The 21,533-nt window shown below is 63.7% G+C and carries 18 protein-coding genes and 3 tRNA genes; 11 read left to right on the top strand and 10 right to left on the bottom strand.

The genetic code is table 11. The features are described from left to right. Nucleotides 1–57 precede the first annotated feature (57 nt). A complete protein-coding gene (gene serS, locus AC6I1W_RS01860) occupies nt 58–1,332 on the top strand; it encodes a serine--tRNA ligase (protein WP_117189505.1) in 1,275 nt (424 codons plus the stop codon). Further along, a complete protein-coding gene (locus AC6I1W_RS01855; protein WP_270236960.1) occupies nt 1,329–2,654 on the top strand; it encodes a DUF4921 family protein in 1,326 nt (441 codons plus the stop codon). The genes serS and AC6I1W_RS01855 overlap by 4 nt, the downstream gene beginning before the upstream one ends. 52 nt (nt 2,655–2,706) lie before the next feature. Here AC6I1W_RS01855 and AC6I1W_RS01850 read toward each other — a convergent pair whose 3' ends face one another. After that, a complete protein-coding gene (locus AC6I1W_RS01850; RefSeq protein WP_171048653.1) occupies nt 2,707–3,462 on the bottom strand; it encodes an HAD family hydrolase in 756 nt (251 codons plus the stop codon). Between the two features lie 74 nt (nt 3,463–3,536). Continuing rightward, the gene (locus tag AC6I1W_RS01845; RefSeq protein WP_016666425.1) at nt 3,537–4,103 is read right to left on the bottom strand and encodes a WhiB family transcriptional regulator; all 567 of its coding nucleotides are present in this window, start codon (nt 4,101–4,103) and stop codon (nt 3,537–3,539) included. 363 nt (nt 4,104–4,466) lie between these two features. Here AC6I1W_RS01845 and AC6I1W_RS01840 point away from each other — a divergent pair, with 363 nt between their 5' ends. After that, on the top strand, nt 4,467–6,620 hold the full coding sequence (locus AC6I1W_RS01840; protein ID WP_270237014.1) for a cation:proton antiporter: 2,154 nt from the start codon (nt 4,467–4,469) through the stop codon (nt 6,618–6,620). Between the two features lie 272 nt (nt 6,621–6,892). Here AC6I1W_RS01840 and AC6I1W_RS01835 read toward each other — a convergent pair whose 3' ends face one another. From AC6I1W_RS01835 to AC6I1W_RS01815, 5 genes are all read right to left on the bottom strand, one after another. Beyond that, nucleotides 6,893–8,107 carry an MFS transporter gene (locus AC6I1W_RS01835; protein ID WP_270236958.1) on the bottom strand — a complete coding sequence of 405 codons (1,215 nt, stop codon included), beginning with the start codon at nt 8,105–8,107 and terminating at the stop codon, nt 6,893–6,895. Between the two features lie 98 nt (nt 8,108–8,205). Beyond that, entirely contained in the window at nt 8,206–8,670 is a 465-nt protein-coding gene (locus AC6I1W_RS01830; RefSeq protein ID WP_016666422.1) for a DUF4282 domain-containing protein, read from the bottom strand. A 130-nt stretch (nt 8,671–8,800) separates the two neighbouring features. Continuing rightward, the gene (gene argG, locus AC6I1W_RS01825; RefSeq protein WP_270236955.1) at nt 8,801–10,228 is read right to left on the bottom strand and encodes an argininosuccinate synthase; all 1,428 of its coding nucleotides are present in this window, start codon (nt 10,226–10,228) and stop codon (nt 8,801–8,803) included. Between the two features lie 262 nt (nt 10,229–10,490). Further along, complete coding sequence (locus tag AC6I1W_RS01820; protein ID WP_016666420.1) at nt 10,491–11,492, bottom strand: NAD(P)H-quinone oxidoreductase; 1,002 nt, start codon at nt 11,490–11,492, stop codon at nt 10,491–10,493. Between the two features lie 3 nt (nt 11,493–11,495). Beyond that, the gene (locus AC6I1W_RS01815) at nt 11,496–11,636 is read right to left on the bottom strand and encodes a hypothetical protein (protein ID WP_270236953.1); all 141 of its coding nucleotides are present in this window, start codon (nt 11,634–11,636) and stop codon (nt 11,496–11,498) included. Between AC6I1W_RS01815 and AC6I1W_RS01810 the strand changes: the two genes are divergently transcribed. The 4 genes from AC6I1W_RS01810 (at nt 11,635) to AC6I1W_RS01795 (ending at nt 14,132) form a co-directional block, all read left to right on the top strand. Next, nucleotides 11,635–12,288 carry a hypothetical protein gene (locus tag AC6I1W_RS01810; RefSeq protein ID WP_016666419.1) on the top strand — a complete coding sequence of 218 codons (654 nt, stop codon included), beginning with the start codon at nt 11,635–11,637 and terminating at the stop codon, nt 12,286–12,288. The two genes, AC6I1W_RS01815 and AC6I1W_RS01810, sit on opposite strands and share 2 nt — an antisense overlap. Nucleotides 12,289–12,719: 431 nt before the next feature. After that, a complete protein-coding gene (locus tag AC6I1W_RS01805) occupies nt 12,720–13,187 on the top strand; it encodes a hypothetical protein (RefSeq protein ID WP_065673900.1) in 468 nt (155 codons plus the stop codon). 298 nt (nt 13,188–13,485) lie between these two features. After that, nucleotides 13,486–13,568, top strand: a tRNA-Ser gene (locus AC6I1W_RS01800). A gap of 78 nt (nt 13,569–13,646) precedes the next feature. Next, nucleotides 13,647–14,132: a hypothetical protein gene (locus AC6I1W_RS01795; protein WP_016666417.1), complete on the top strand. Its 486-nt coding sequence runs from the start codon at nt 13,647–13,649 to the stop codon at nt 14,130–14,132. 232 nt (nt 14,133–14,364) lie between these two features. On the opposite strand, the gene AC6I1W_RS01790 is transcribed toward AC6I1W_RS01795, so the two are convergent. Together AC6I1W_RS01790 and AC6I1W_RS01785 are read right to left on the bottom strand one after the other, a co-directional pair. Then, nucleotides 14,365–14,637 (bottom strand): hypothetical protein, encoded by a 273-nt coding sequence (locus tag AC6I1W_RS01790; RefSeq protein WP_081302694.1) that lies wholly within the window; start codon nt 14,635–14,637, stop codon nt 14,365–14,367. 10 nt (nt 14,638–14,647) lie between these two features. Continuing rightward, nucleotides 14,648–16,357: a sodium:solute symporter family protein gene (locus AC6I1W_RS01785; RefSeq protein WP_004809715.1), complete on the bottom strand. Its 1,710-nt coding sequence runs from the start codon at nt 16,355–16,357 to the stop codon at nt 14,648–14,650. A 229-nt stretch (nt 16,358–16,586) separates the two neighbouring features. Here AC6I1W_RS01785 and galK point away from each other — a divergent pair, with 229 nt between their 5' ends. Both galK and AC6I1W_RS01775 read left to right on the top strand, forming a co-directional pair. Then, a complete protein-coding gene (gene galK / locus AC6I1W_RS01780) occupies nt 16,587–17,822 on the top strand; it encodes a galactokinase (RefSeq protein WP_270236951.1) in 1,236 nt (411 codons plus the stop codon). A gap of 136 nt (nt 17,823–17,958) precedes the next feature. Next, complete coding sequence (locus AC6I1W_RS01775; protein WP_065673898.1) at nt 17,959–18,936, top strand: LacI family DNA-binding transcriptional regulator; 978 nt, start codon at nt 17,959–17,961, stop codon at nt 18,934–18,936. A gap of 120 nt (nt 18,937–19,056) precedes the next feature. Here AC6I1W_RS01775 and AC6I1W_RS01770 read toward each other — a convergent pair whose 3' ends face one another. Further along, the gene (locus AC6I1W_RS01770; protein WP_117189499.1) at nt 19,057–20,904 is read right to left on the bottom strand and encodes an LCP family protein; all 1,848 of its coding nucleotides are present in this window, start codon (nt 20,902–20,904) and stop codon (nt 19,057–19,059) included. 220 nt (nt 20,905–21,124) lie between these two features. Here AC6I1W_RS01770 and AC6I1W_RS01765 point away from each other — a divergent pair. Continuing rightward, nucleotides 21,125–21,214: transfer RNA gene (locus AC6I1W_RS01765), tRNA-Ser, on the top strand. 209 nt (nt 21,215–21,423) lie between these two features. Then, nucleotides 21,424–21,496: transfer RNA gene (locus AC6I1W_RS01760), tRNA-Arg, on the top strand. Nucleotides 21,497–21,533: the final 37 nt, after the last annotated feature.

Below are 21,533 nucleotides of genomic sequence, written 5' to 3'. Positions count from 1 at the left end.
CTGCACGTCTCTTGGCCTCTAACTCCTCGCAGGCTCCTGACCGGTAGGATCGGCGACATGATCGATCCCAAGCTCCTGCGAACGGATCCGGATGCCGTTCGCCGCTCCCAGGTCGCCCGCGGCGAGGATCCCTCGGTCGTCGACGACATCGTCGCCGCTGACGAGGCTCGCCGTGAGGCCATCGCCGCCCACGAGAACCTGCGTGCTGAACAGAAGGGGCTGGGCAAACGCATTGCCAAGGCGTCCGGGGGCGAGAAGGCCGAGTTGCTGGCTCGCACCAAGTCGATTGCCAGCGAGGTCTCCGACCTCAAGAAGGCCGCTGACGTGGCTGACGCCAAATTCATCGAACTCGCCAAGACCCTCGGCAACATTGTCATTGACGACGTTCCCGCTGGTGGCGAGGACGAGGGAGTCATCAAGGAGACCGTCGGTACCCCACGTGACTTCGTCGCGGAGGGATTCGAGCCCAAGGACCATCTCGAGATCGGCGAGTCCCTCGGCGCGATCGACATGGAGCGAGGCACCAAGATCGCCGGCTCCCGCTTCTACGTCCTCACCGGCGTCGGCGCCCAGCTGGAGTTCGCCTTGCTGAACCTGGCGATGTCCAAGGCGGCGCAGTGGGGATTCACCCCGATGATCCCGCCGGCCCTCGTCAAGCCCTCGGCGATGGAGGGAACCGGGTTCCTCGGCCAGGCCGCCGACGACGTCTACTACCTGCCCAAGGACGACCAGTACCTGGTGGGAACCTCCGAGGTTGCCCTGGCCGCGTTCCACTCCGACGAGATCCTCGACGACGCCGAGCTCCCGAAGCGCTACGTCGCCTTCTCCCCGTGCTACCGACGCGAGGCCGGCTCCTACGGCAAGGACACCCGCGGCATCTTCCGCGTCCACTGGTTCGACAAGGTCGAGATGTTCGTCTACTGCCTGCCCGATGAGGCGGAGGGCTGGCACGAGAAGCTGCTGAGCTTCGAGAAGGACTTCATCTCGGCCCTGGAAATCCCGTTCCAGGTGCTCGACGTTGCCTCCGGTGACCTCGGCCTCTCGGCTGCTCGCAAGTACGACTGCTACGGCTGGTTGCCGACTCAGAGCCGTTACCGCGAGATCACCTCGACCTCGAACTGCACCACCTTCCAGGCGCGTCGTCTCTCCATCCGCCATCGCGGACCTGACGGGGTCGAACCGTTGGCCACCCTCAACGGCACCCTGTGCGCGATGACCCGCATCATCATCATGCTGCTGGAGAACCACCAACAGGCTGACGGTTCGGTGCGCGTGCCCGAGGCGCTGCGTCCCTACCTTGGTGGGCGTGAGTTCATCGAGCCGCCGAAGTGAGCGACGGGCCGTACTACCGGGAACTGCCCGACGGCACCATCAAGCAGGTCAACCCGTTCACGGGTACGAAGGTGTGGACGGTGCCTGGTCGTGGGGCCCGCCCGCTGAGCAAACCGGCCACGCAGACCCGGGAGCTGACCGGGCACGATCGTCAGGCGGCCTGCGCCTTCTGCTCGGACAACCTGCTGTCGACCCCTCCGGAGAAGACTCGGTTGGTGAAGCGGGAGGGCGGTCTGGTGCGGGGCCATGACCTCATGCGCCGTGTCCCGGCTGATCAGCTCGACGACACCGTCCCGGAGTTCCGACGGATCCCCAATCTCTTCGAGATCCTGTCCTGGCAGTACTGGCAACTCAACTGGGGAATGGACCTTCCGCGGGCCTCGCGCGACTGGCAGGAGGAATACCTGTCGAATCCGCGGGGAGAGGCCCATGTTCGGTCGGTCCTCAACGCCAAGTTCAAGGCGATGGGGTCGGACCAGCGCGGTGAGGACCTCGGCCCTAAGGAGCTGCGGGAGGCCTCTGCGGCCTTCTTCGCCGGGGGACACGACGTCATCGTCGCCAGGCGGCACTACACCGACGAGGGGACGACGACGGCTGACGTCGCGGGATCGGCGAGCCTGACCGTCGACGAGCACCGGGCGTTCATGGCCTTGACCGTCGACTCGATGGTCCAGCTGCACCGACACAACGAGCACGTCCGATACGTGGTGGCCTTCCAGAACTGGCTCAAGCCGGCCGGGGCGTCATTCGATCATCTGCACAAGCAGCTGGTGGCCATTGACGAGGTGGGAGCCGACAACGAGTCGGTGCTGCCCAAGGCCGTCCTAGACCCGGGCATCTTCAATCGCTGGGGGCCAGATTTCGCGGTCGAGCACGGACTGGTGCTGGCCCGTAACGAGGGCGCTGTCATGACTGTCGGTTTTGGTCACAGGTATCCCTCGGTCGAGGTGTGGTCGACGGGCCGCGCCGACCAGCCGTGGCGCGTCGACGATGACGGGATTGACGCCATGTCGGACCTGTTGCACGCCGCCCACGTGGCCGTCAGCGATGATGTGCCGGCCAATGAGGAGTGGCATTACCGTCCGATAGGGACCGGGGTACCGGTGCCGTGGCGGATCATCCTCAAGTTGCGCATCTCTACCCTGGCCGGGTTCGAGGGTGGGACGAAGATTTACGTCAACACCATCTCACCGACGACTCTGACCGCGATGCTGTTGCCGAAGCTCTTTGAGGCGCGGGCGGCCGGACGAATTGCCCCGATGGACCTCGGGGCGGAGTGTCACATCGAGCCGGGGGTGCTGCGTGCAGGGCGGATCGACTGAGGTCGGTTCCCGATGATCGAGGGTAGCCGGCCTGAGTGGCCGGGAGACGATTTCAGAACCAGCGCCCCAGCTCAACCGCGGTGCCACCGTCGGCAAAGCAGGGAGCGACGTCGTCGGCAATGGCCTTGACGGAGTCGGGCGCATCGCCGACAGCGACTCCGCGTCCTGCCCACTGCAACATCTCGACATCGTTGTTACCATCGCCGATGGCCAGGACGTCCTTGGGATCGATGCCCTTGAGACGGCACAGGGTGTCAAGGGCAGAGGCCTTAGTCACACCCTCCGGAGTGATGTCGAGCCAGGCCGACCAGCCGATGACGTAGGAGACGCTGTGCAGGTCGAGGCTGTGGGCGAGGTCGCGGAAGGAGTCGGCATAACCGTTCGGATCGCGGATGATGACGCGCGGGGCCGGGCGGGAGCGCAACTCGTCAATGGTCTCAATGTGAAGTTCGCCCTGCAGTTCCCCGGCGGGGAAGAGCTGGTTGAGGCGGTAACCGACGCCGACCTCTTCGACCGCGATGAGCGCCTGCGGGTAGACGTCCATGACGTGATCGATGATGGGTCGCGGATCAAAGGTGACTTGGGACTCGATCTCGACGGGGGACATCGTCGCGGTGACAGCTCCGTTGGACACCACCGCGTGTCCCCCCTGCAGACCGAGGGCCTCATGGACGGGGATCGCGCCGAAGAGCCCTCGTCCGGTCGCCAGGACGACAGGGACGTCGACCTTGGCGACCGCCTTACGGACCGAGTCCGGAAGTTCGCCCTCAAAATCGACGAGGGTCCCGTCGATGTCGAGGGCCACCATACGAGGATTGAATGTCATGTCAGCCAGCCTGCCACCGTGCGATGATCATGCGGTGAACAGAGCGTGACTTTTTCTCAGGCAGCCAACCTCGCGCGGCTCGGGTGCGGGCGCCCGGTCACCGACTCGTATGCGGCGGCCAGGCTGGTCGTCTTGACCTTCGCAGGAGTCTTGCGGCGCGGGGCCGAAGAGGTGTCGCGAGCCCGACGCAGGTGCCGCTTCACGGTGGACAGCGAGCAACCGAGACGGTCTGCGATGAAGCTCAGTGGCTGGTCGGGGTGAGCCTGACGGAGGCTGACGACGTCCTGGGTGGCCACCTGATGCCCGCGAGCGATGACCCCGGCGAAGGATTCGAAGTCGTCGGGACGAACCCGAACCCCCAGGCAGGAGCGAATGCGAGAACGCTGACGCGGGGTTGTGCCAGCAGCGAATCCCGCGACGTCGTGGTCGAGGATGGCGTTCTCAAGGCACTGTTCGAAGAGAGAGCAGGCGGAGCAGGCAGCTCGAGCGCGAGCCTGCAGAGTGCGTTCCAGGCGCTGTTCGTCGGGTGTGGCGGCAGTGCTGTCACCCTCGAGCAAGGGATGCTGGAAGACCGTTCTGAGGTTGGCGCAGGACGGGAGGGCGCAATCGTTCGTCCGATTCACGATGGCTCCTTTCCAATGGGCCAAGGCGGCGTGTTTCAACGTCAACGGCGGTGATGTTACAAGTGCTTTTCGGGCCTCGATCTGACGTTGACGGTGACCAAATTGGACGTCCAAAGAGGCTTGTCAGGCGGATGTGCACGTACTCATTTCAGGGTTATTTGTCGTTGGGGATGGATTGCGGGGGAGACTTCCGGGACAGCCAGATCTGTACTTTCGGACAGCTCGTCGTCGATCCATTCGACTTTCGTCTACATCCCACGGCATCCACGGGGTTGCTGGCCCCGGCGCTCAGTGTCCACGCTTCCCGCGTGGGAAAACCGGCACTGTGCCGGTTAGAGTGCCCGGGTGGATGCAGCAACATACATGGCGCTCGTACTCGCACTTGCGGTCGGTGCCCAGTGGCTCGGATGGCGGTTACGCCTCCCCGCGCTGCTGTTCCTCCTGGTGATCGGTTTCGCACTCGGACAGTGGGTTACCCCCGATGAGATCATCGGAAGACAACTCCTGTTTGACGGTGTCAACCTCTCAGTGGCAATCATCCTCTTCGAAGGGTCACTTGGGCTCAAGCTCCGCGAAGTTCGTGACCTGGGACGGCCAATCCTTCGGCTGTGCACCGTCACCGCAGGGATCGCGTGGGTTCTCATCACCCTGGCCGCGATGGCATTGGGGTTCGACGGTCGTGTTTCCCTGCTGCTGGGCGCGATCCTCATCGTCACCGGTCCGACGGTCATCAACCCGATCTTGCGTCAGTTGAGGCCCACCCGACGGGTGAGCGCCCTGCTGAGGTGGGAGGGCATCGTCGTCGATCCGCTGGGCGCGATCCTGGCCCTGTTGGTCTACCAGGCCATCAGCAGCATCGGTGGGTCCTCGATCGGACAAGGTGTGCTGGACCTGGCGCTGACCCTGTTGGTCGGGTTGCTGTTCGCAGCGCCGATCGGGTGGGTCGTCACGGCCATGATGAGGCGTCACCTGATTCCGGACTTCCTGCAGGGCGTGATCTTCGTCGGAGTCGCCGTCGGTACCTGCGTCGGGGCGAACTTCCTGCGCGAGGAGTCCGGGCTGGTCGCCGTGACGATGTTGGGCATCTACCTGGCAAACCAGCGCAATCTCGAGCTTGAGCCCGTCATCGAGTTCAAGGAGCATCTGCAGGTGCTGCTCGTCGGGGTGCTGTTCATCATGCTGGCCGGACGAGTGACGCCATCCCAGATCGGCGACATCCTTCCTACTGGCCTGATCTTCGTCGCCCTGCTCGTGCTGGTCATTCGGCCGGTGTCGGTGATGTTGGGGCTGACGCGAACCGAGACGACTCGTCAGGAGCGGATCCTGATGGCATTCATGGCTCCGCGAGGAATCGTGGCCGCGTCGGTGGCGTCGATCTTCGCGATGGAGTTCAGCGAGTCCGCCAGCCATGTCAGGGAGCAGGCCAAGGAGATTGCCGAGTCTGACCCCGAGCGGGCGAAGCAGCTGGTGTCGTTCGCTGACCAGATTGCGGGGATGGCGAGCCAGGTCGACCGGCTCGTGCCGCTGGTGTTCCTCGTCATCGTCTGCACGGTGGCCATTTACGGCCTGGGTATCGGCAGGCTCGCCGAGAAGCTGGGGCTGGCGTCGGCAAGCCCGCGCGGAGTGATGTTTGCGGGGTCCCCGGCCTGGAGCATCGATACGGCGAAGACCCTGCGCGATTTGGACGTCCCCACCCTCATCGTTACCCGGCGTGCCTACGACCTCTACGCGGCTCGGAAAGCGGGGCTCAGGTGTGAGGCGGCGGACTTCCTGTCCGAGTACGCGACCGAGGACATGGACCTTGCGGGAATCGCGTCGATGGTGGCGTGTACCCCTGACGACGACACGAACTCCATCGCATCGGTGCATTACCGGCGTGCGTTGGGGCGGGCTAACGTGTTCCAGCTCGAGCGTCTGGATGAGGGCGACGCCGAGGACGCGACCACCGGTACCGCGCAGATTCTCAAGGCGAGAACAGCCTTCGACCCGCCGACAACGCACTCGGCGATGGACAAGATGTGGCGCAGTGGGAAAAGGGTGCGTCGGGTCGAGCTGGACGAGAATCGGACCTGGGAACAGTTCCGCCAGGCCATGCCTGAGGCAGTCGTGATGTTTGTCGTCAAGCCGTCGTCGGTGAATGTCGCGAACGTTGACATGAACGGCCCGAAGGATGGCGACACCATCATTTACCTGGGCGACGAGTGGAAGGATGTGCCGGAACCTGCACCTGCCGAGGATGAGGAACCGAAGCGTCAGACGATGTCGGTTCCGTCCTCGGAGGAGGCAGTCCGGGACCGCATCGACGCCGATCGCAAGGCGGCAGCGGAGAAGGGGAAGGCGGCTTCTGCAGGATCTGACGGGTTCGGTCCATCTGGTGCGACCCCGGGCCACGCGGAAAGGGCTGGGCTCGGGCCAACTGTCGACGTGCGTGATGAGGAACCCGTTCGGCCCCATGTTGAAGAGCTGAGTCCGGGAAGGCCGTCGCCCATGTCGGCGGACTCGCCGAGCGAGTGGTGAGGGAGAAGGGCCTGAGGGGGTTGTGTCGCCCTTGGGCTCTTCTCCGTGATGGGACCTGTCGTCCCCTGCCCGTTCCACCGACTCCGTTTAGCCCCTCTTCCTTTCCCCTCTTCCCGCCCTTCCGTTCCCCCCGTGGTCATTCCGGTCGCTTGTGGGGCTGGCGCCCTCTGTTGTGGCAGCGGGGTAGCCCGCTTGCAGGATCACCACGATGGTTCGGGGTGACAGTGATCGGGAAACAGTGGGGTGGGCCTGTCGGACAGGCGGATCAGCGATTACGCGGTCTGGCGTCTCGTCACCACCTTGGCCGTCGTCCACACGAGGGCTCCGATGATGGCGCTGGTGATGCCAGCCACGAGGAATCCCCACTGCCACCCGTGAGAGTCCATGACGGCGCCAATCAACGGGGCTGCCATGGCCGTGCCTCCGTTGAGGCACGATCCCTGCCATCCGATGATGGTTCCTCGAGAATCCGCCGGCACCAAGTCGGTCAGGGCATCGACGGAAGAGGTAATCGTCGGTGCGCAGAACACACCACCGACGAACAGCAGGATGGCAGCTGACCCCGGGCCGCTGGACATGGAGGGCAATGCGGTCGTGGTGCCCAGGAAGACGAGGAGAAGCGCCGTGGACGCCCCTCGCGGCAGGGCGCCGTACAGCACGCCACCGATCGCCGACCCGAAACCGGAGGCTGCGAGTACCCACCCGATCATCTCGGGATGGCCCATCGACCTCATCGCTGCGACGGTCGTCAGTTCAATACCGCCCAGGCAGAATCCGGTCGCAATGACGGCCAAGAGGATGGATGCCGACCGGGGGGACAACCATGCCATTTTTCGATTGTGAGGGGCTTGAACGACCGGTGCCGCTGACGCTGGGGTCCGTGCGGCGGGCGGTACCGGGTCGGCCTCGGACGGCTCCGTGGTCGCCGGGTTGAGGATCATGAGCCCTGCAGCGCCGATGGCAGCGATGAAGCCACACGCCGTGATGGTGATCTGGGTTCCGATGGTCGTCGCTGCAATGATGGCGACCGTCGGGCCGATCATGTAGCAGATCTCCACGGTCACCGAGTCCAGTGACAGCGCGGCACGGCGTCGGGACGTGGGCACGGCGACCATCAAGACCTGGCGTGGGATAGTGAAAATCGGGTAGTTCCACAGGCCGCCTATGGCGCACAGCGCGAGGAGCGGGAAATACCCCAGCCAAGGCGATAGTCCCCAGGTGATCGTCGTGATGATCAGAGAGGGGAGCATGGTTCGCCGCAGCCCTTTGCGGTCGACCATGCTTCCTCTCCACGGCCCGGAAATCATGGTTGCGACGGTGACGACGGTCGTCACGGCTCCGGCCCGTACGTAGTCCAGGTGCAGTGAGCTGACAACGTGGACACTCATGACGATTCCGAGGCTGAAAATCGGAATCCGGATGAGAGCCGACAAGAGGAGGGTCGTCCACACCTCCCGGATGGCGATGACATCCCGGTAACCGTGCATTTGAGCACTCTACAACGACCTTGCTGACTCGTGCGTCCACGATCTTGGCATGGCAAGGGCCGCACACCAGCAGTGATGTGCGGCCCGTCGGGAATGGGTCAGCGGTTCAACGTCCGGCGGAGAGCGGAGGTGTTCTCGCTGGTCTTGATGAGGGCAAGGACGAACTCGATCTGCATCCTCACGCCAATGATGAACAAGAATGCCGGGATCCATCCCAGGAGAATCGCGAACACGACGAGTACGCCGCTGCCACCGGAGCTGTCGTTAGCGGCTTCCCCGATGGCACTGCCGACGCCGCCAGCTGTGATGATCGCGCCGATCCACATCGCGACGCCGCAGATGATCGTCAGAATGTAGACGATCTTCGCGATCTTAGGCGTCACGTAGTAGTTGAAGGACATGTCGAACAGGGATCCGAAGAATCCCTTCTGGTCATTGTCAGACGGCGATGGGCTGGAGCCAGCGGGCCCATAAGGGTAAGACGGCTGGTTGTTCTGTGGGTAGGGCTGTGAGGGGTAATCGGAGCTATTCCAGTCATTGTGCGGCGTCGTGTTGTTGCTCATGGCGGTAGTGTGCCAGCTGAGGGGGGACTCTGTGCAAGAGCCCACATCCTGAATACTGGGTAACGGCTGGCGTAACTCATTCGGGCCGTCCGAGGTAACCCCGGACGGCCCGAACTCAGGGGGCCAATGATCAGTCAACACCGAATTCCATTGCGGCGGCGTCGAGAGCCTTCTGGCTGTCGTCATCGTCGTCATATCCATTGGACGCGATGGCCGCCGCGCCGCCAGACTCCAGCTGTCCGACGAGGTCGGCATGGCTGGTGAGTTGGCCCTGGTCGGAATAGAGCTCCAGCTTCTCGCGGGTGTCGGCGATGTCGAGGTTGCGCATGGTGAGCTGACCGATACGGTCGGTCGGTCCGAATGCGGCGCCCTCGACGCGCTCCATCGACAGCTTCTCGGAATGGTACGAGAAGTTCGGGCCCGTGGTGTCGAGGATGGAGTAGTCCCATCCGCGACGCAGCTTGAGGGTGACTGACCCGGTGACGGCGCTGGCGACCCAGTGGGTCAGCGACTCACGGATCATGAGGGACTGCGGGTCGAGCCAGCGGCCCTCGTAAAGCAGTCGTCCGAGACGACGCCCCTCGTTGTGGTAGGTCGCGAGGGTGTCCTCGTTGTGAATGGCGTTGACGAGCCGCTCGTAGGCGATGTGCAGCAGGGCCATCCCCGGGGCCTCGTAGATGCCGCGGGACTTCGCCTCGATGATGCGGTTCTCGATCTGGTCACTCATGCCGAGCCCGTGACGACCACCGATGGCATTGGCTTCCAGGACGAGGGCGACCTTGTCGTCGTACTCCTTGCCATTGATGGCGACGGGTATGCCTTGTTCGAAGGAGATCGTCATTTCCTCGGTGTCGACCTTGACGTCAGGGTCCCAGAACTTGACGCCCATGATGGGCTCGACGGACTCGATCGAGACGTGCAGGGACTCAAGCGTCTTGGCTTCGTGGGTGGCGCCCCAGATGTTGGCGTCGGTGGAGTAGGCCTTCTCCTTGGAATCGCGGTAGGGCAGGTCGTGGGCGGTGAGCCAGGCGCTCATCTCGTCGCGGCCGCCGAGCTCGGCGACGAATTTTTCGTCGAGCCAGGGCTTGTAGATGCGCAGCTGCGGATTGGCGAGCAGGCCATAGCGGTAGAACCGCTCGATGTCGTTGCCCTTGTATGTGGAGCCGTCGCCCCAGATGGAGACGTTGTCGGTGTGCATGGCGCGGACCAGCAGGGTTCCGGTGACGGCCCGTCCGATCGGGGTGGTGTTGAAATAGGGGCGCCCGGCGGAGCGGACGTTGAAGGCGCCGCATGCGATGGCGCTCAGGCCCTCCTCGACCAGGGCTGCCTTGCAGTCAACGAGTCGGGAGATCTCGGCGCCGTAGTCGAGGGCGCGGCCCGGCACTGACGCGATGTCGGGCTCGTCGTACTGACCGATGTCGGCGGTGTAGGTGCACGGGATCGCGCCGTTCTCGCGCATCCACGCGACGGCTACCGAGGTGTCGAGACCTCCGGAGAATGCGATGCCGACGCGCTCGCCGACGGGAAGCTGAGTGATGACCTTGGACACGTCGCTCACCCTAGCGCATATATATGCAGCCATTCAAATGGATATGTGATTTGGTGGAGGTGGTGGAGATTCTGGTGCTGATGGTGGGTGGTGCCATCTCAGCTGGCAGAGACCGTAGGCATTACCCCGATTGCCACACGGGAGCGGGGGAAGGGTTGCGTTGAGGCGAGGGGGTGGGTGGCCGAGTGGGGGCGCGGGAACGAGATGGCCGGGTACACAAAACGACCTGCCGCAGCCGAAGTCGTGGCAGGTCGTTCTCTGTTGAAGGGGCTCAGAGGGTCAGCGCGACTTTTCCGAGCACCTCGCCGGACTCCAGGCGAGCGTGAGCCCTGCCTGCCTCGGGCATGGGGAAGGTCTCGACGGGGGCGGGCTTGATGCTGCCGTTGCTGTAGAGCGGCCAGGCAATCTCACGGACCCGCCGGCAGATCTTGGCCTTCTCCTCCAGGGGACGTGGGCGCAGGCTGGTTGCGGTGACGAGGGCGCGCTTGTTGAGGAGCTTGCCGATGTTGAGGTCTCCCTTGATGCCGCCCTGCATCCCAATGATGTCGAGGCGGCCGCCGGTCGCCAGGGCGTCGACATTGAGGCCAAGATACTTGGCACCCATGACGTCGAGGATGACGTCGACGCCGCGACCATCGGTGGCTTCCTTGACGCCGGCTACCCAGTCCTCGTGGTAGTCGAGGGCGACGTTGGCGCCGAGGTTGCGGCAGAACTCCTGCTTCTCGGCGGTGCCACAGGTGGTGATGACCGTGCAACCGAGGGACTTGGCGTACTGGATGGCGAACTGTCCGATGCCGCCGGCGCCACCGTGGACGAGGAAGGTCTCGTCCTCGGACAGGCTGACGTGGTCCATGTTGGAGATGACGGTGGCCGCGACCTCGATGAGGGTTGATGCGGTGACTGGGTCGATGCCTGCAGGGATGGGGAGAAGCTGGCCGGCCGGGACGATGACGTACTCGGCATATCCGCCGCCGGCGAGCAGGGCGACGACCTCGTCGCCTTCGGACCAGCCGTCGACATCGGTGCCGAGGGAGGAGACAGTCCCGGTGACCTCGAGGCCCATGATCTCGGAAACGCCCTTCGGTGGCGGGTAGAGGCCTTGGCGCTGCAGGAGGTCGCCGCGGTTGATGCCTGCTGCCTTCACCTTGACGAGGACCTCGCCCGGACCGGGCTCGGGTGTGGGGACTTCGGTCCATTCGATGCACTCCGGACCGGGGCGATGGCGGCCCTTTGAGTCTGTCTTGTCAGTTGGGCGGACGGTGATCGCATGCATACTTCAAGCCTGCCACAGGGCAGGAGTGACGCTGGGATTCTTCACATCACCCATGGGTTTGTATCCACAGATTTTCGGGGTTATCCACAGATTTCGGATGCGAGGGTTCTCAACGGTTGCGCGGACCTTCAGGATTGTCGCCATGGTGATGAATGGTGAGCACGGCGGACGCTGTCGACGGCATGTGGCGACGACAACAGCCCTTGTCGTGGCGGTTTTGGGGACGGTTTCCTGTGGTGGTGCTGGGGACACTCCGGGCTCGATGGGCGGAGTGACGCCAGCCCCGAGCGTGGTGACGACGAATTCGACCGCGACTCCGAGTTCGGATGGGCCGAGGTTTGTGAAGGCGACGGCGACACCGGTCCCGGGGACGAAAGAGGATGCGTTGTTCCTGGAGGCGAAGAAGGTTTATGAGACGTACTTGGAGCAGTCGCTGCTGTTTGAGCAGGAGGGTGGAGGGAATGTTCTGCCTCCCAAGCTTGAAGACGTTGTTGGTGGCAGCTGGCGGGACATGCTCCGGGAGTACTACGTGAAAGTGAAAGAGCGTGGTCACGTTGTTCGGCCTGAATCGGCCAGCTATGGATCGGTGAGTATTGCCCTCCATGAGGCAAAAGAAGGCCACGCGTTAGCTATCGATTCGTGTGTCGATCAAAGAGGGTGGGAATTCGTAGATCCTTCGGGGAAGCTGGTTTCGCGGGGGACTTTGAAGCATAATCAAATGTTCTTTGATCGGGTCAGTGGCCACATGGTGATTGTTGATGGTCTCTCGGAACGGGTCGAAAAATGCGAGGCGTGACTATCGTTCTGGCTGCGCTGATCGCTGTACAGGGAATTGGGCTACAGCAATCGGGTGGTAGCGCGTCATCTAAAGGGATCATTGATAATGAGGAGACTGGCGTCATAAGCATCGATAAGCGCATCGGAGGTTCCCACCGAAAGCCTGGCATCAATATCGATCGGGGCTCCAAGCACGGCACCCCAGGTCACCGGGGCTCCCATCACAAGCGCCGTCATCCCCATGTCGACAAGCACCGTGATCCCGCGTCACCAGGATCGCCCGAGCCACGCAAGCGGTGGGGGAGTGACGCATACATTGATTCATCCATATTGAACCTCAACCGAATACCATATTTGCCAGGGTTGAATACGCGTGACGACAAGCCGAAGCCTGGTCGTCGAGCCCCGCGTCCTGCACCGACGAGACCTGCTGGCCCCACACCTGACGAGATCAGAGCCTGGTCCATCGACATCGCGACGGGCATTCGATTGGCGAAACCTGTCATCGACATCGAGCCGCGTCCCTCGGCCAACAAGTGGAACATCACGGCCGTAGGGCAGCCATTGTGGTTCCACAACCCAGGGGTTGAGCGTCACACCGCGAGCGACTCCGCACATGGAATCGTCGTATCACTCGACGCACAGCGAGTGGATACCGTTTACGAAACCGGTGAGAAGACCATCCGCTGCACTCACTCGACCCCTCGTCCCGCAAACGCCGATCCGCGCGCCCAATCCCCACATTGCGGCTACATCTACCAGCATCCGGGCAATTACACCCTTCGCATGACTGAGGTCTGGAAAGTCGGGTGGCAATCGGGTGACCAGTCGGGCGAGATCGTCACGACGCGGTCGTCCTCCAAGCCACTCAAGGTCAACGAGCTCATTGGAGTGCTGACAAAACCGGGAGTGCGGTGAGAGCAGGCCCAGGGGCTCGCGGTTCCGATACCCGCGTCAGTGCCCCGATGGCTGGATGCCACCGGAGGTGGTCCTGTTGGGGGCAAGTGTTCCGTGTGTGGGAGAGGAGGGGGAAGGAGGAGCTTCCGAGCCGGACGTTCCGGGGTGGGTGTTGTCACCGTGAATGTTCCGGGCAGCGCCGGAGAACCAAAGCGCACATCAATGGCCATGTGCAGGCCTCATATCCTGCCGTTGCCCGAGACGGTGGGTAGTACCGCCGAATCATGGCTAAGATGTGACCACCGGGCAGAGCTCGGTTGGCGAGATCGCATAGTGGACGAGTGCAGCCGCCTTGAAAGCGGCCGAGGGCAACCTCCGTGGGTTCGAATCCCACTCTCGCCGCTATGAGGTCAGCCCCTCAGGCCTGGCACCCGGGGGCCGAGCCCTCACAGATCAACCTTGCAGCGACGGGAGATGGGGATGGCCAAGAAGAACCTCACGGATCTTCCGCCTGGCACGACCCGGCACGTCATGTCGCCGGAGCCTCCGATCCGTGGCTTCGTCATCGCCGGCATCCTTTCGATCATTGGTGCTGTCCTCATGATCATCAGCATCGCCAACAACTGGCATGAAGCCGTGACCATCCTCTTCATTGCCGTTCTCGCATGTGGCATTGCCCTCGCGGTGACGGCAGCCTGGTCGATGCTCCATATGAAGCTGTACGTCGACCTCGATGACACGGGCTACCACATCCATGGTGCTGGGCAGGATCGCCGCGGCACCTGGGACAAGGTCACCAAGGCAGCCCTCACGGAGTCGCGTTCCCGTCTCACCCTCTACCACGGCCAAGTCGGGCGCACTCACATCGTTCGTCCCGGCGTCGGGAACCCTCAGGAAATGGATGATTTGGCCGTCGACGTCGCACACCGCCTCGACAACTCACGCGGTTACCGTCAAAGCGTCTGACCCCAATCACCGCCCAAGAAGGCCGTGGCATTCCAGAAGTAGTTCGGTATGCCGCGGCCTTCTTGCGTGTCCAACGTGTATGTGGAGAGGAGGGGACGAGGACGTACGATGCATTCCCTGGACCAGGACGGGATCGGTAGTGTGCGAGGAAAGCGATGGTAAATGACGACGTGGCCGGACCGCGTTACCCACGGCCCGGCCACGCCTCAGCACGAAGTTCAACCAGCTGGTGTCAGCTCTCCTCATGCTTTCCAGCATCCGCCTCGCTGAGATCCTCCGGCACCTCGATGGGGCGAACCTTCACCCACAACAAGAACGCTGCCCCGGCGATGAGCAGGCAGATCCCCGCCCACACGTCAGCTCGAGCGTCTGCCCCCCTGACCAGACCAGTGATCGTCAGAATGGCTCCGTAGAGCGCAAGCAAGTCACCAATGACGGTACGAATATCCATCGCGCGGGCGACCTTGCGACGATTGCGACGGGCCGTGGAAGTTCCGTTCGGCATGACAACCTCCTCAGAAAATGATGTTGAGAACGACAGTGATGGCAAGCACGGTCATGCCGAGCGGAACCGTGCGTCGATACCACGGGAGGCTCTTCTCGTGCGGATCGACGAAGCTCTCCTTCGGCGTCTCCGAATACACCAGACCGACGAGTTCCGCAGCCGGCTTCGGCGTCGTGAACAGCGAAACCACAACACTGACGATGATGTCGGCGAGGAAGCCGACCGTGGCAGCAAGGAACGCGGTTCCCTGACCTGGCAAGGTGAACACACCAGTCAGACTCATGACCCACACCGTCACGGCGCTGAGAGTACCGACGACGAGTCCCGACCAACCGGCGTGAGGTGTCGACTTCTTCCAGAACATGCCGAGGACGAACGTCGCGAACAACGGAGCGTTGAAGAACCCGAAGAGGGTCTGGAGGTAGTCCATGATGTTGGAGAAGCCGGACGCCAGGAACGCGGTCCCAATCGCGACGACCGTGGCGACGACCGTGGCGATTCGGCCAACCTTGACGTAGTAGACGTCAGCCTTGTCCTTGATGACGTAGTGCTGCCAGATGTCCACGCTGAAGACGGTGTTGAACGCCGAGATGTTCGCGGCCATACCGGCCATGAACGCCGCCAGCAGGCCCGTGATCGCGACACCCGTCAGGCCGGTCGGCAACAGGTTGCGAATGAGGAACAACACCGAGTCGTTGTATTGGACGACGTTGCCCGACGCGCCACCGGCGATCTTCTCGCCCGCCTTCATCCGAGCGATCTCCGGCACGAGCACCGCAGCCAGCATGCCTGGCAGCACGGTGAGAAACGGCACCAGCATCTTCGGGAAAGCGCCGATGATCGGAGTCTTGCGCGCCGACGACAGCGAGTCGGACGCCATGGCGCGCTGCACCTCGACGAAGTTCGTCGTCCAGTAGCCGAAGGACAGCACGAATCCGAGGCCCAAGGTGATGCCGATGACCGACATCACCGGGTCGGTGAATCCCGACAGCGCCTGTCCAGGCCAGGAATGCAACTGTTGGGCAGCCGGGGTCACGGCGTCAGGATGGGCCTCCGCTGCGGCGGTGATCTTGGCCTTGAGCCCATTCCATCCGCCGACACGGTGCAGACCAATAATGACCAGCGGCAGCAGGGAGGCGACGATGACGAAGAACTGCAGCACCTCGTTGTAAATGGCTGCCGACAAGCCACCAAGGCTGATGTAAGCAAGTACGATCACCGCAGCAACGATGAGGGCAACCCACAACGGCCATCCCAGTAGGGCGTGGACGATCGTCCCGAGCAGGTAGAGGTTGATACCGGCAATGAGCAACTGGGCTAGTGCAAAGGAGATCGCGTTGACCAAGTGCGCAGCCGGCCCGAATCGTTTGAGCATGAACTCCGGCACCGAGCGCACCCCAGAGCCGTAGTAGAAGGGCATCATGACGATGCCGAGGAAGACCATTGCCGGGATGGCTCCGATCCAGAAGTAGTGCACGGTCGGGATGCCGATCTGGGCTCCATTTGCCGACATACCCATGATCTCCACGGCACCGAGGTTGGCTGATACGAATGCCAACCCCGTTACCCACCCGGGCAGGCTTCGCCCGGACAAGAAGAAGTCAAGGGAGTCGGACACCTGGTGTCTGGCAGCCAGCCCGATTCCGAGAACGAACACGAAATAGATGAGCAGGATCAGGTAGTCAACGAATCCCGCGTTGATGAGCGTCTCCAACGGCATTGTGTGGGGTGGTCCTTTCTGTCATTACGAGGGCAGTGACGGCGTTGTGGGCACCGCCCCCTCGGGGAACCATAGGCTCCCGACGTGGCAGGGTCACACCCCGACCCGCTATTTTTGAGTACGTAAACATTATGAGTGAGCGAAGTGCCCACCGAGCCGTTGCCATCGTCGGCAGCGGCGGTACGGTCTTCCTCACTGACAACGGTTTTGACGGGCAAAGGAGCCACTTATGTCGCAGACAACTGACGCCTTCGCGGCGGATCCCGAGGCCACCACGATCGGCACGGCGTGGTCGACTGAGGATGGCGCAGGCCGCGCCCGTGACCTCTTCGCTGAGCACATCGGCGGCACTCCCGACGGCGTCTGGGCCGCTCCCGGACGCGTCAACGTCATCGGCGAGCACACTGACTACAACAATGGCTTCTGCCTGCCGATCGCCCTGCCTCACCGCACCTACGTCGCCGCCCGACGTCGAGACGACGACAAGGTTGTCCTCGTCTCCCAGCTTGCCGACTCCATCCTCTCCTGGGAAGGAACCCTCGACGAGATCGCTCCCGGGTCGGTCAATGGCTGGCAGGCCTACACCGCCGGCGTCGCATGGGCCCTGCGTGAGGCTGGCCACGAGATCGGCGGGTTCGAGGCCGCTCTCGTCACCTGCGTCCCGTTGGGGGCAGGTCTGTCCTCGTCGGCAGCCGTCGAGTGTGGTGTCGGGCTGGCCCTCGCGGATCTCTACGACCTCGGCCTGTCCGACTCTGACGCTGGCCGCACCGACCTCGTCAATGCCGCCCGCGCCGCGGAGAACGAGGTCGCCGGAGCTCCCACCGGGGGCCTCGACCAGACGGCGTCCCTGCGTACCACCGACGGCCACGCCCTCCTCCTTGACTGCGACGACTGGTCGGTTCGTCAGGTTCCCTTCGACCTCGACGCCGCCGGCCTGGAACTCCTCGTCATCGACACCCGAGCTTCCCACCGCCTCGTCGACGGTCAGTACGAGGCACGACGTCGCGCCTGCGAGAGCGCCTGCCGCATTCTTGGCGTCGCCAGCCTGCGTGAGGTCGGCGACCTCGGCGCCGCATTGTCGGCCCTCGACGACGAGGAGGTGGCCAGCCGCGTCCGTCACGTCGTCACCGAAAATGACCGCGTCACTCAGTTCGCCAAGCTCGTCGACGCCGGACGCATCCGCGAGGTCGGACCGCTCATGGACGCCTCCCACGACTCCTTGCGTGACGACTACGAGGTCACTTGCCCCGAGCTGGACACCGCCGTTGACGCAGCCCGCGCTGCCGGGGTCCTCGGTGCGCGGATGACCGGTGGTGGATTCGGTGGTTGTGCCATCGCCCTGGTCGACCGCGATGTCCGCAACGACGCTGCCAGGCAGGTCGTCAAGGCCTTCCGCGACGCAGGATTCACCCACCCTGATCTCTATGTCGTCACCCCGGGTCCGGCCGCGCTCCGGGTGCAATGATGTGGGCCAGAATTCGCCAGTTCCACGCCCGTCCGACGGTGGACGCGGTGGCGAGCCGGATGCGGGCAGATGGCCCAGTGTCGTGAAGGGTGTTGTGATGACCGAGCAACAGCGTCGCGGATCATCCCGACCCTCGATGGGCGATGTCGCCGCAGCTGCCGGAGTATCTCAGCAGACTGTGTCACGCGTCGTCAATCACTCTGACGCGGTCCGACCGAAGACCGTCGAGAAGGTTCTCCAGGCCATGGCCGAGGTGGGGTACTCGCCCAATTTCGCCGCTCGCAGCCTCCGCTCGGGGCGCACGAGTGCCATTGGCGTCCTTGCCACGGATCTTTCTCGCACCGGCGAGCTGCGCACTGTTCAGGCTATCGTCGACGCCACCCGGCGTAGTGATTTCGCCGTCGTCCTGGATCGCCTCGAGCCCACCGATGACCTCGTCGGGGCCTACGGGCACGCCATGAAGCGGATGTCGGGGCGGGTCGACGGTTTCATCATCGAGGGTCTTGAGCTCGATCGACTTGACGAGCTCGAGGTGCCGCCAGGCGCCCCGGTTGTCGTGGCCGGTCCGACGTGCAGCCGATTCTCGACCGTGGGGTGCGACCAAGCCGCTGGGGTGCGCGCTGCTGTCGACTACCTCCTGGCGTTGGGGCACCAAACCGTCCACCTCGTCAGCGGGCCGGCCTACTCCCGCCAGGCCGCGGTGCGTCGTCAAGCCTGGCAGGAGTGTTTGGAGACCAACGACTGTGATGTTCCCGACGTCGTCGTCGGAGACTGGACGGCTTCGTCGGGATGCGAGGCCGCTCGCCACCTCAAGGCCGCCGGCGCGACCGCAGTGGTGGCCAGTAATGACGAGATGGCGGCAGGCCTCATCATCGGTCTGCTGGACATGGGGGTCCGGGTGCCTGAGGACGTGTCCGTGGTGGGATTCGATGACATCCTGGGCAATCTGGTGTGGCCGACGTTGACGACGGTGCGTCAGGATTTTGCCGCAATCGGTCAGCGTCTTGCCGAGGAACTCATGGCTCAATTGCAGGGGGCTCGTCATGAGCCCACCTCGGAGATGGTGTCGGCTCCGCTGGTCGTTCGAGGGAGTACTGCGGCCCCACACCACTGACGACGGCGGGCCTCACCCGCTCAGGTCACCCGCCTGCGAGGCTCTAGCCGACTCACCCGCCTGCACGGGGGCAGCCAGCGAGGTGTGCAACCCAGGGAGATCCTGCCCAAGCGCCGCTCGTCACGGCTCCTGAGGGTTGTAGGCGCAGGCGTCAGTCACCGACTGCGAGACGTCACGGTTGGTCGACGCGGAACTTGGGGTGGCGCTGTGCGAGGACTTCTTCGGCTCGCTCCGGGCCGGTGTCGGCGTAGCCGTCTTGCTGGGCTTGGCTGCCGAGGCTCCCGTCACCGGCTTGTTCTTGTTCCTGGACTCTGAGACGCCATGGATGGCGGCATCCACCTGCTTGCGGACGAGGTCGTAATCCGGATTGGCCGAGACGAACCCGTGCTTGCCATTGGTGAAGACGACGCGGTTGATGTTGGCGTCACGCATGTTGATGGCCAGGTCGACGAAGGCCGGCAACATGCCCTGCGGGATGTCGGAGACGACCATCTGACCGGAGGCGTCAGCAATCGACTCGAAGCGCGTCAGGACGGTCTGCGGGCTGGCCTGGTCGAGAACAGCCTTCATGAGGCAGGACTGACGTCCCATGCGGTCGTAGTCGGTGCTCTCCGACCGTGACCGGGCGTACCACATGGCGTGGTAACCGTCGAGGTGCTGGTCAGGGCCAACTTTGAGGTAGCCGTCGGGCTTCTTGCCCTCGGTGTTGCCAGCGATGGGCAGACGCTCGTTGACGTTGACGGTCACGCCGCCAAGGGCGTCAATGAGCTTCTGAAGGCCGTCGATGTCGAGCATGACGAAGTAGTCGATCTTGAGGCCGAGAGCCTCACCGGTGGCCAGCTTGAGGGCGTCAGCGCCGGGGTAGTCGGTCTCGCCCATGCGATCGACGTGGTGGGCCGACACCGTCGACCAAATCTCGTTGGCCATGTAGTCGGGGTTGCTGCCGTCGCCGTCCTTCCCGACAAAACCATCAGGGAAGTCCTGGTGGAGTGGCGAATCAGCCGGGAAGGGCATCTTCGCGGTGTTGCGGGGGATCTGGAAGATGGAGGTGTCACCGTTGGAGGTGTTGATCGACGCCACCATGATCGTGTCGGTGTTCATGGAATTATCGGCGCTGTAGTTGCGCGCCTTGGTGTCGTCAGCTCCGACGAGCAGAACGTTGACCCGTGGTTTGGAGGCCCAAATGGCCTTGACGTCCTGGTTGTAGTCGATGGAGGGACGAGTGCCGGAGCGCTGGTCGGTGAAGATCCGACCGAGCATGTGTGCCCCGTCGTAGGCATAGCGCCCGGCGACGGCCAAGGGGGTCGCGATGGTGGTACACAACGCGGTGACGAGGACGGTCGAGAGCCATCGCTGGCCCTGGGTGATACCGCGGGGGCGGAGGTCCAGGTGGGAGAAGGTGAGCAGAGCGACCAGGACGATGGCCAGGATCGGCAGGCCCCAGGTCAGCGCGGTCAGCAGCTTTGGACGTACAACGACGGTTGCTGCGACCGTCGGGTTGGTCAGGATGAAGAAGACGGCGATGGTTAGCGCGATGAGGAGGAAGCCGGTAACCGTCAGTCCCGCGACCCGGCGACGTGGGGTGCGGCTGCGAGACAGGGTCAGGCCGGGAACGATCGCTCCGAGAACGGTCCATCCCAGACAGGTGCGGAAGGCATGATTGAGTCTGGCCTCCTCGTTCCACCGCAATGGGGTGTGCCGACCTCTGCTCGCCGGTGATGACGACGCGGCGCGTCGGGCCGGGGTGGGACATGGTCTTGGCTCGCGGGGCGGCTGCGGGGCATTGATGGGGGGCTCGGTGGCTGAGCGACGTGGACGGGGAAAGGACACGGGTCCTCGCGCTGCGGCCTCGAGGTCCGCGCGACGCAGGACATGGGTGTCCTCGTTGGCCTCCGGGTCGTCCATCCAGTCCGGTCTGGCGGCGTGACGTGGAGACGGCGAGTTGGCGCCGTGTGACTCGTCAGCCATGCTCGTGCCTTTCCGCAAATGTCGATGGGGCGGACCCCATCGTAACCGCTGGCACCAATGGGACGTGGGACCGGCTGGCCAAGGGTCTGCAAATCGCGACACGCGGGGAGACAGCCGCGAGCGGCTGCTCTTGTCTGGGGCGCCGTGGTGTTGACGCGGATGCGAAAAGGGGCCGGAATTGGAGGGATGGGGGTTGAGACGGTAGGCTGACACGGCACTTGGAGGTGTCGCCTAGTCAGGTCTATGGCGCCCGCCTGCTAAGCGGGTTTGGGAGGTAATCCCATCGCGGGTTCAAATCCCGCCACCTCCGCGGATGCCCGGTGACTCCTTTTTGGAGGGCGCCGGGTGCGGTGCTTTCCTGGAGTGCTACTGCCAGGTGCCCATTGGGGTGCCAGACGGCAGTTCGGGTGCCGATGGCTCTCAGATCCGTTGTTCAAGCGGGTTGGATGGGGTTGGAGGTCCTCAAGTTTGCGTTGCAGGATCGAGCGTTGTAACGTTTAGCAACGCGCGCAGCGCCAAGCGCCCGTGGCTCAACGGATAGAGCATCTGACTACGGATCAGAAGGTTGGGGGTTCGAATCCCTCCGGGCGCGCAAGATCGAAACCCCGCCCTCGTGGCGGGGTTTCGTG

It is taken from the genome of Cutibacterium sp. KB22876, assembly GCF_059728865.1.
The sequence above is the reverse complement of the archived record's forward strand: the minus strand, read 5'-3'. Positions and strand labels throughout refer to the sequence as shown.

Coding starts and splice junctions, on each gene's coding strand:
- serS (WP_117189505.1), top strand. CDS start 58: ATGATCGATCCCAAGCTCCTGCGAACGGATCCGGATGCCGTTCGCCGC.
- AC6I1W_RS01850 (WP_171048653.1), bottom strand. CDS start 3,462: ATGGTGGCCCTCGACATCGACGGGACCCTCGTCGATTTTGAGGGCGAA.
- AC6I1W_RS01840 (WP_270237014.1), top strand. CDS start 4,467: ATGGCGCTCGTACTCGCACTTGCGGTCGGTGCCCAGTGGCTCGGATGG.
- AC6I1W_RS01835 (WP_270236958.1), bottom strand. CDS start 8,107: ATGCACGGTTACCGGGATGTCATCGCCATCCGGGAGGTGTGGACGACC.
- AC6I1W_RS01830 (WP_016666422.1), bottom strand. CDS start 8,670: ATGAGCAACAACACGACGCCGCACAATGACTGGAATAGCTCCGATTAC.
- AC6I1W_RS01820 (WP_016666420.1), bottom strand. CDS start 11,492: ATGCATGCGATCACCGTCCGCCCAACTGACAAGACAGACTCAAAGGGC.
- AC6I1W_RS01810 (WP_016666419.1), top strand. CDS start 11,635: ATGGTGATGAATGGTGAGCACGGCGGACGCTGTCGACGGCATGTGGCG.
- AC6I1W_RS01815 (WP_270236953.1), bottom strand. CDS start 11,636: ATGGCGACAATCCTGAAGGTCCGCGCAACCGTTGAGAACCCTCGCATC.
- AC6I1W_RS01795 (WP_016666417.1), top strand. CDS start 13,647: ATGGCCAAGAAGAACCTCACGGATCTTCCGCCTGGCACGACCCGGCAC.
- AC6I1W_RS01790 (WP_081302694.1), bottom strand. CDS start 14,637: ATGCCGAACGGAACTTCCACGGCCCGTCGCAATCGTCGCAAGGTCGCC.
- AC6I1W_RS01785 (WP_004809715.1), bottom strand. CDS start 16,357: ATGCCGTTGGAGACGCTCATCAACGCGGGATTCGTTGACTACCTGATC.
- galK (WP_270236951.1), top strand. CDS start 16,587: ATGTCGCAGACAACTGACGCCTTCGCGGCGGATCCCGAGGCCACCACG.
- AC6I1W_RS01775 (WP_065673898.1), top strand. CDS start 17,959: ATGGGCGATGTCGCCGCAGCTGCCGGAGTATCTCAGCAGACTGTGTCA.
- AC6I1W_RS01770 (WP_117189499.1), bottom strand. CDS start 20,904: ATGGCTGACGAGTCACACGGCGCCAACTCGCCGTCTCCACGTCACGCC.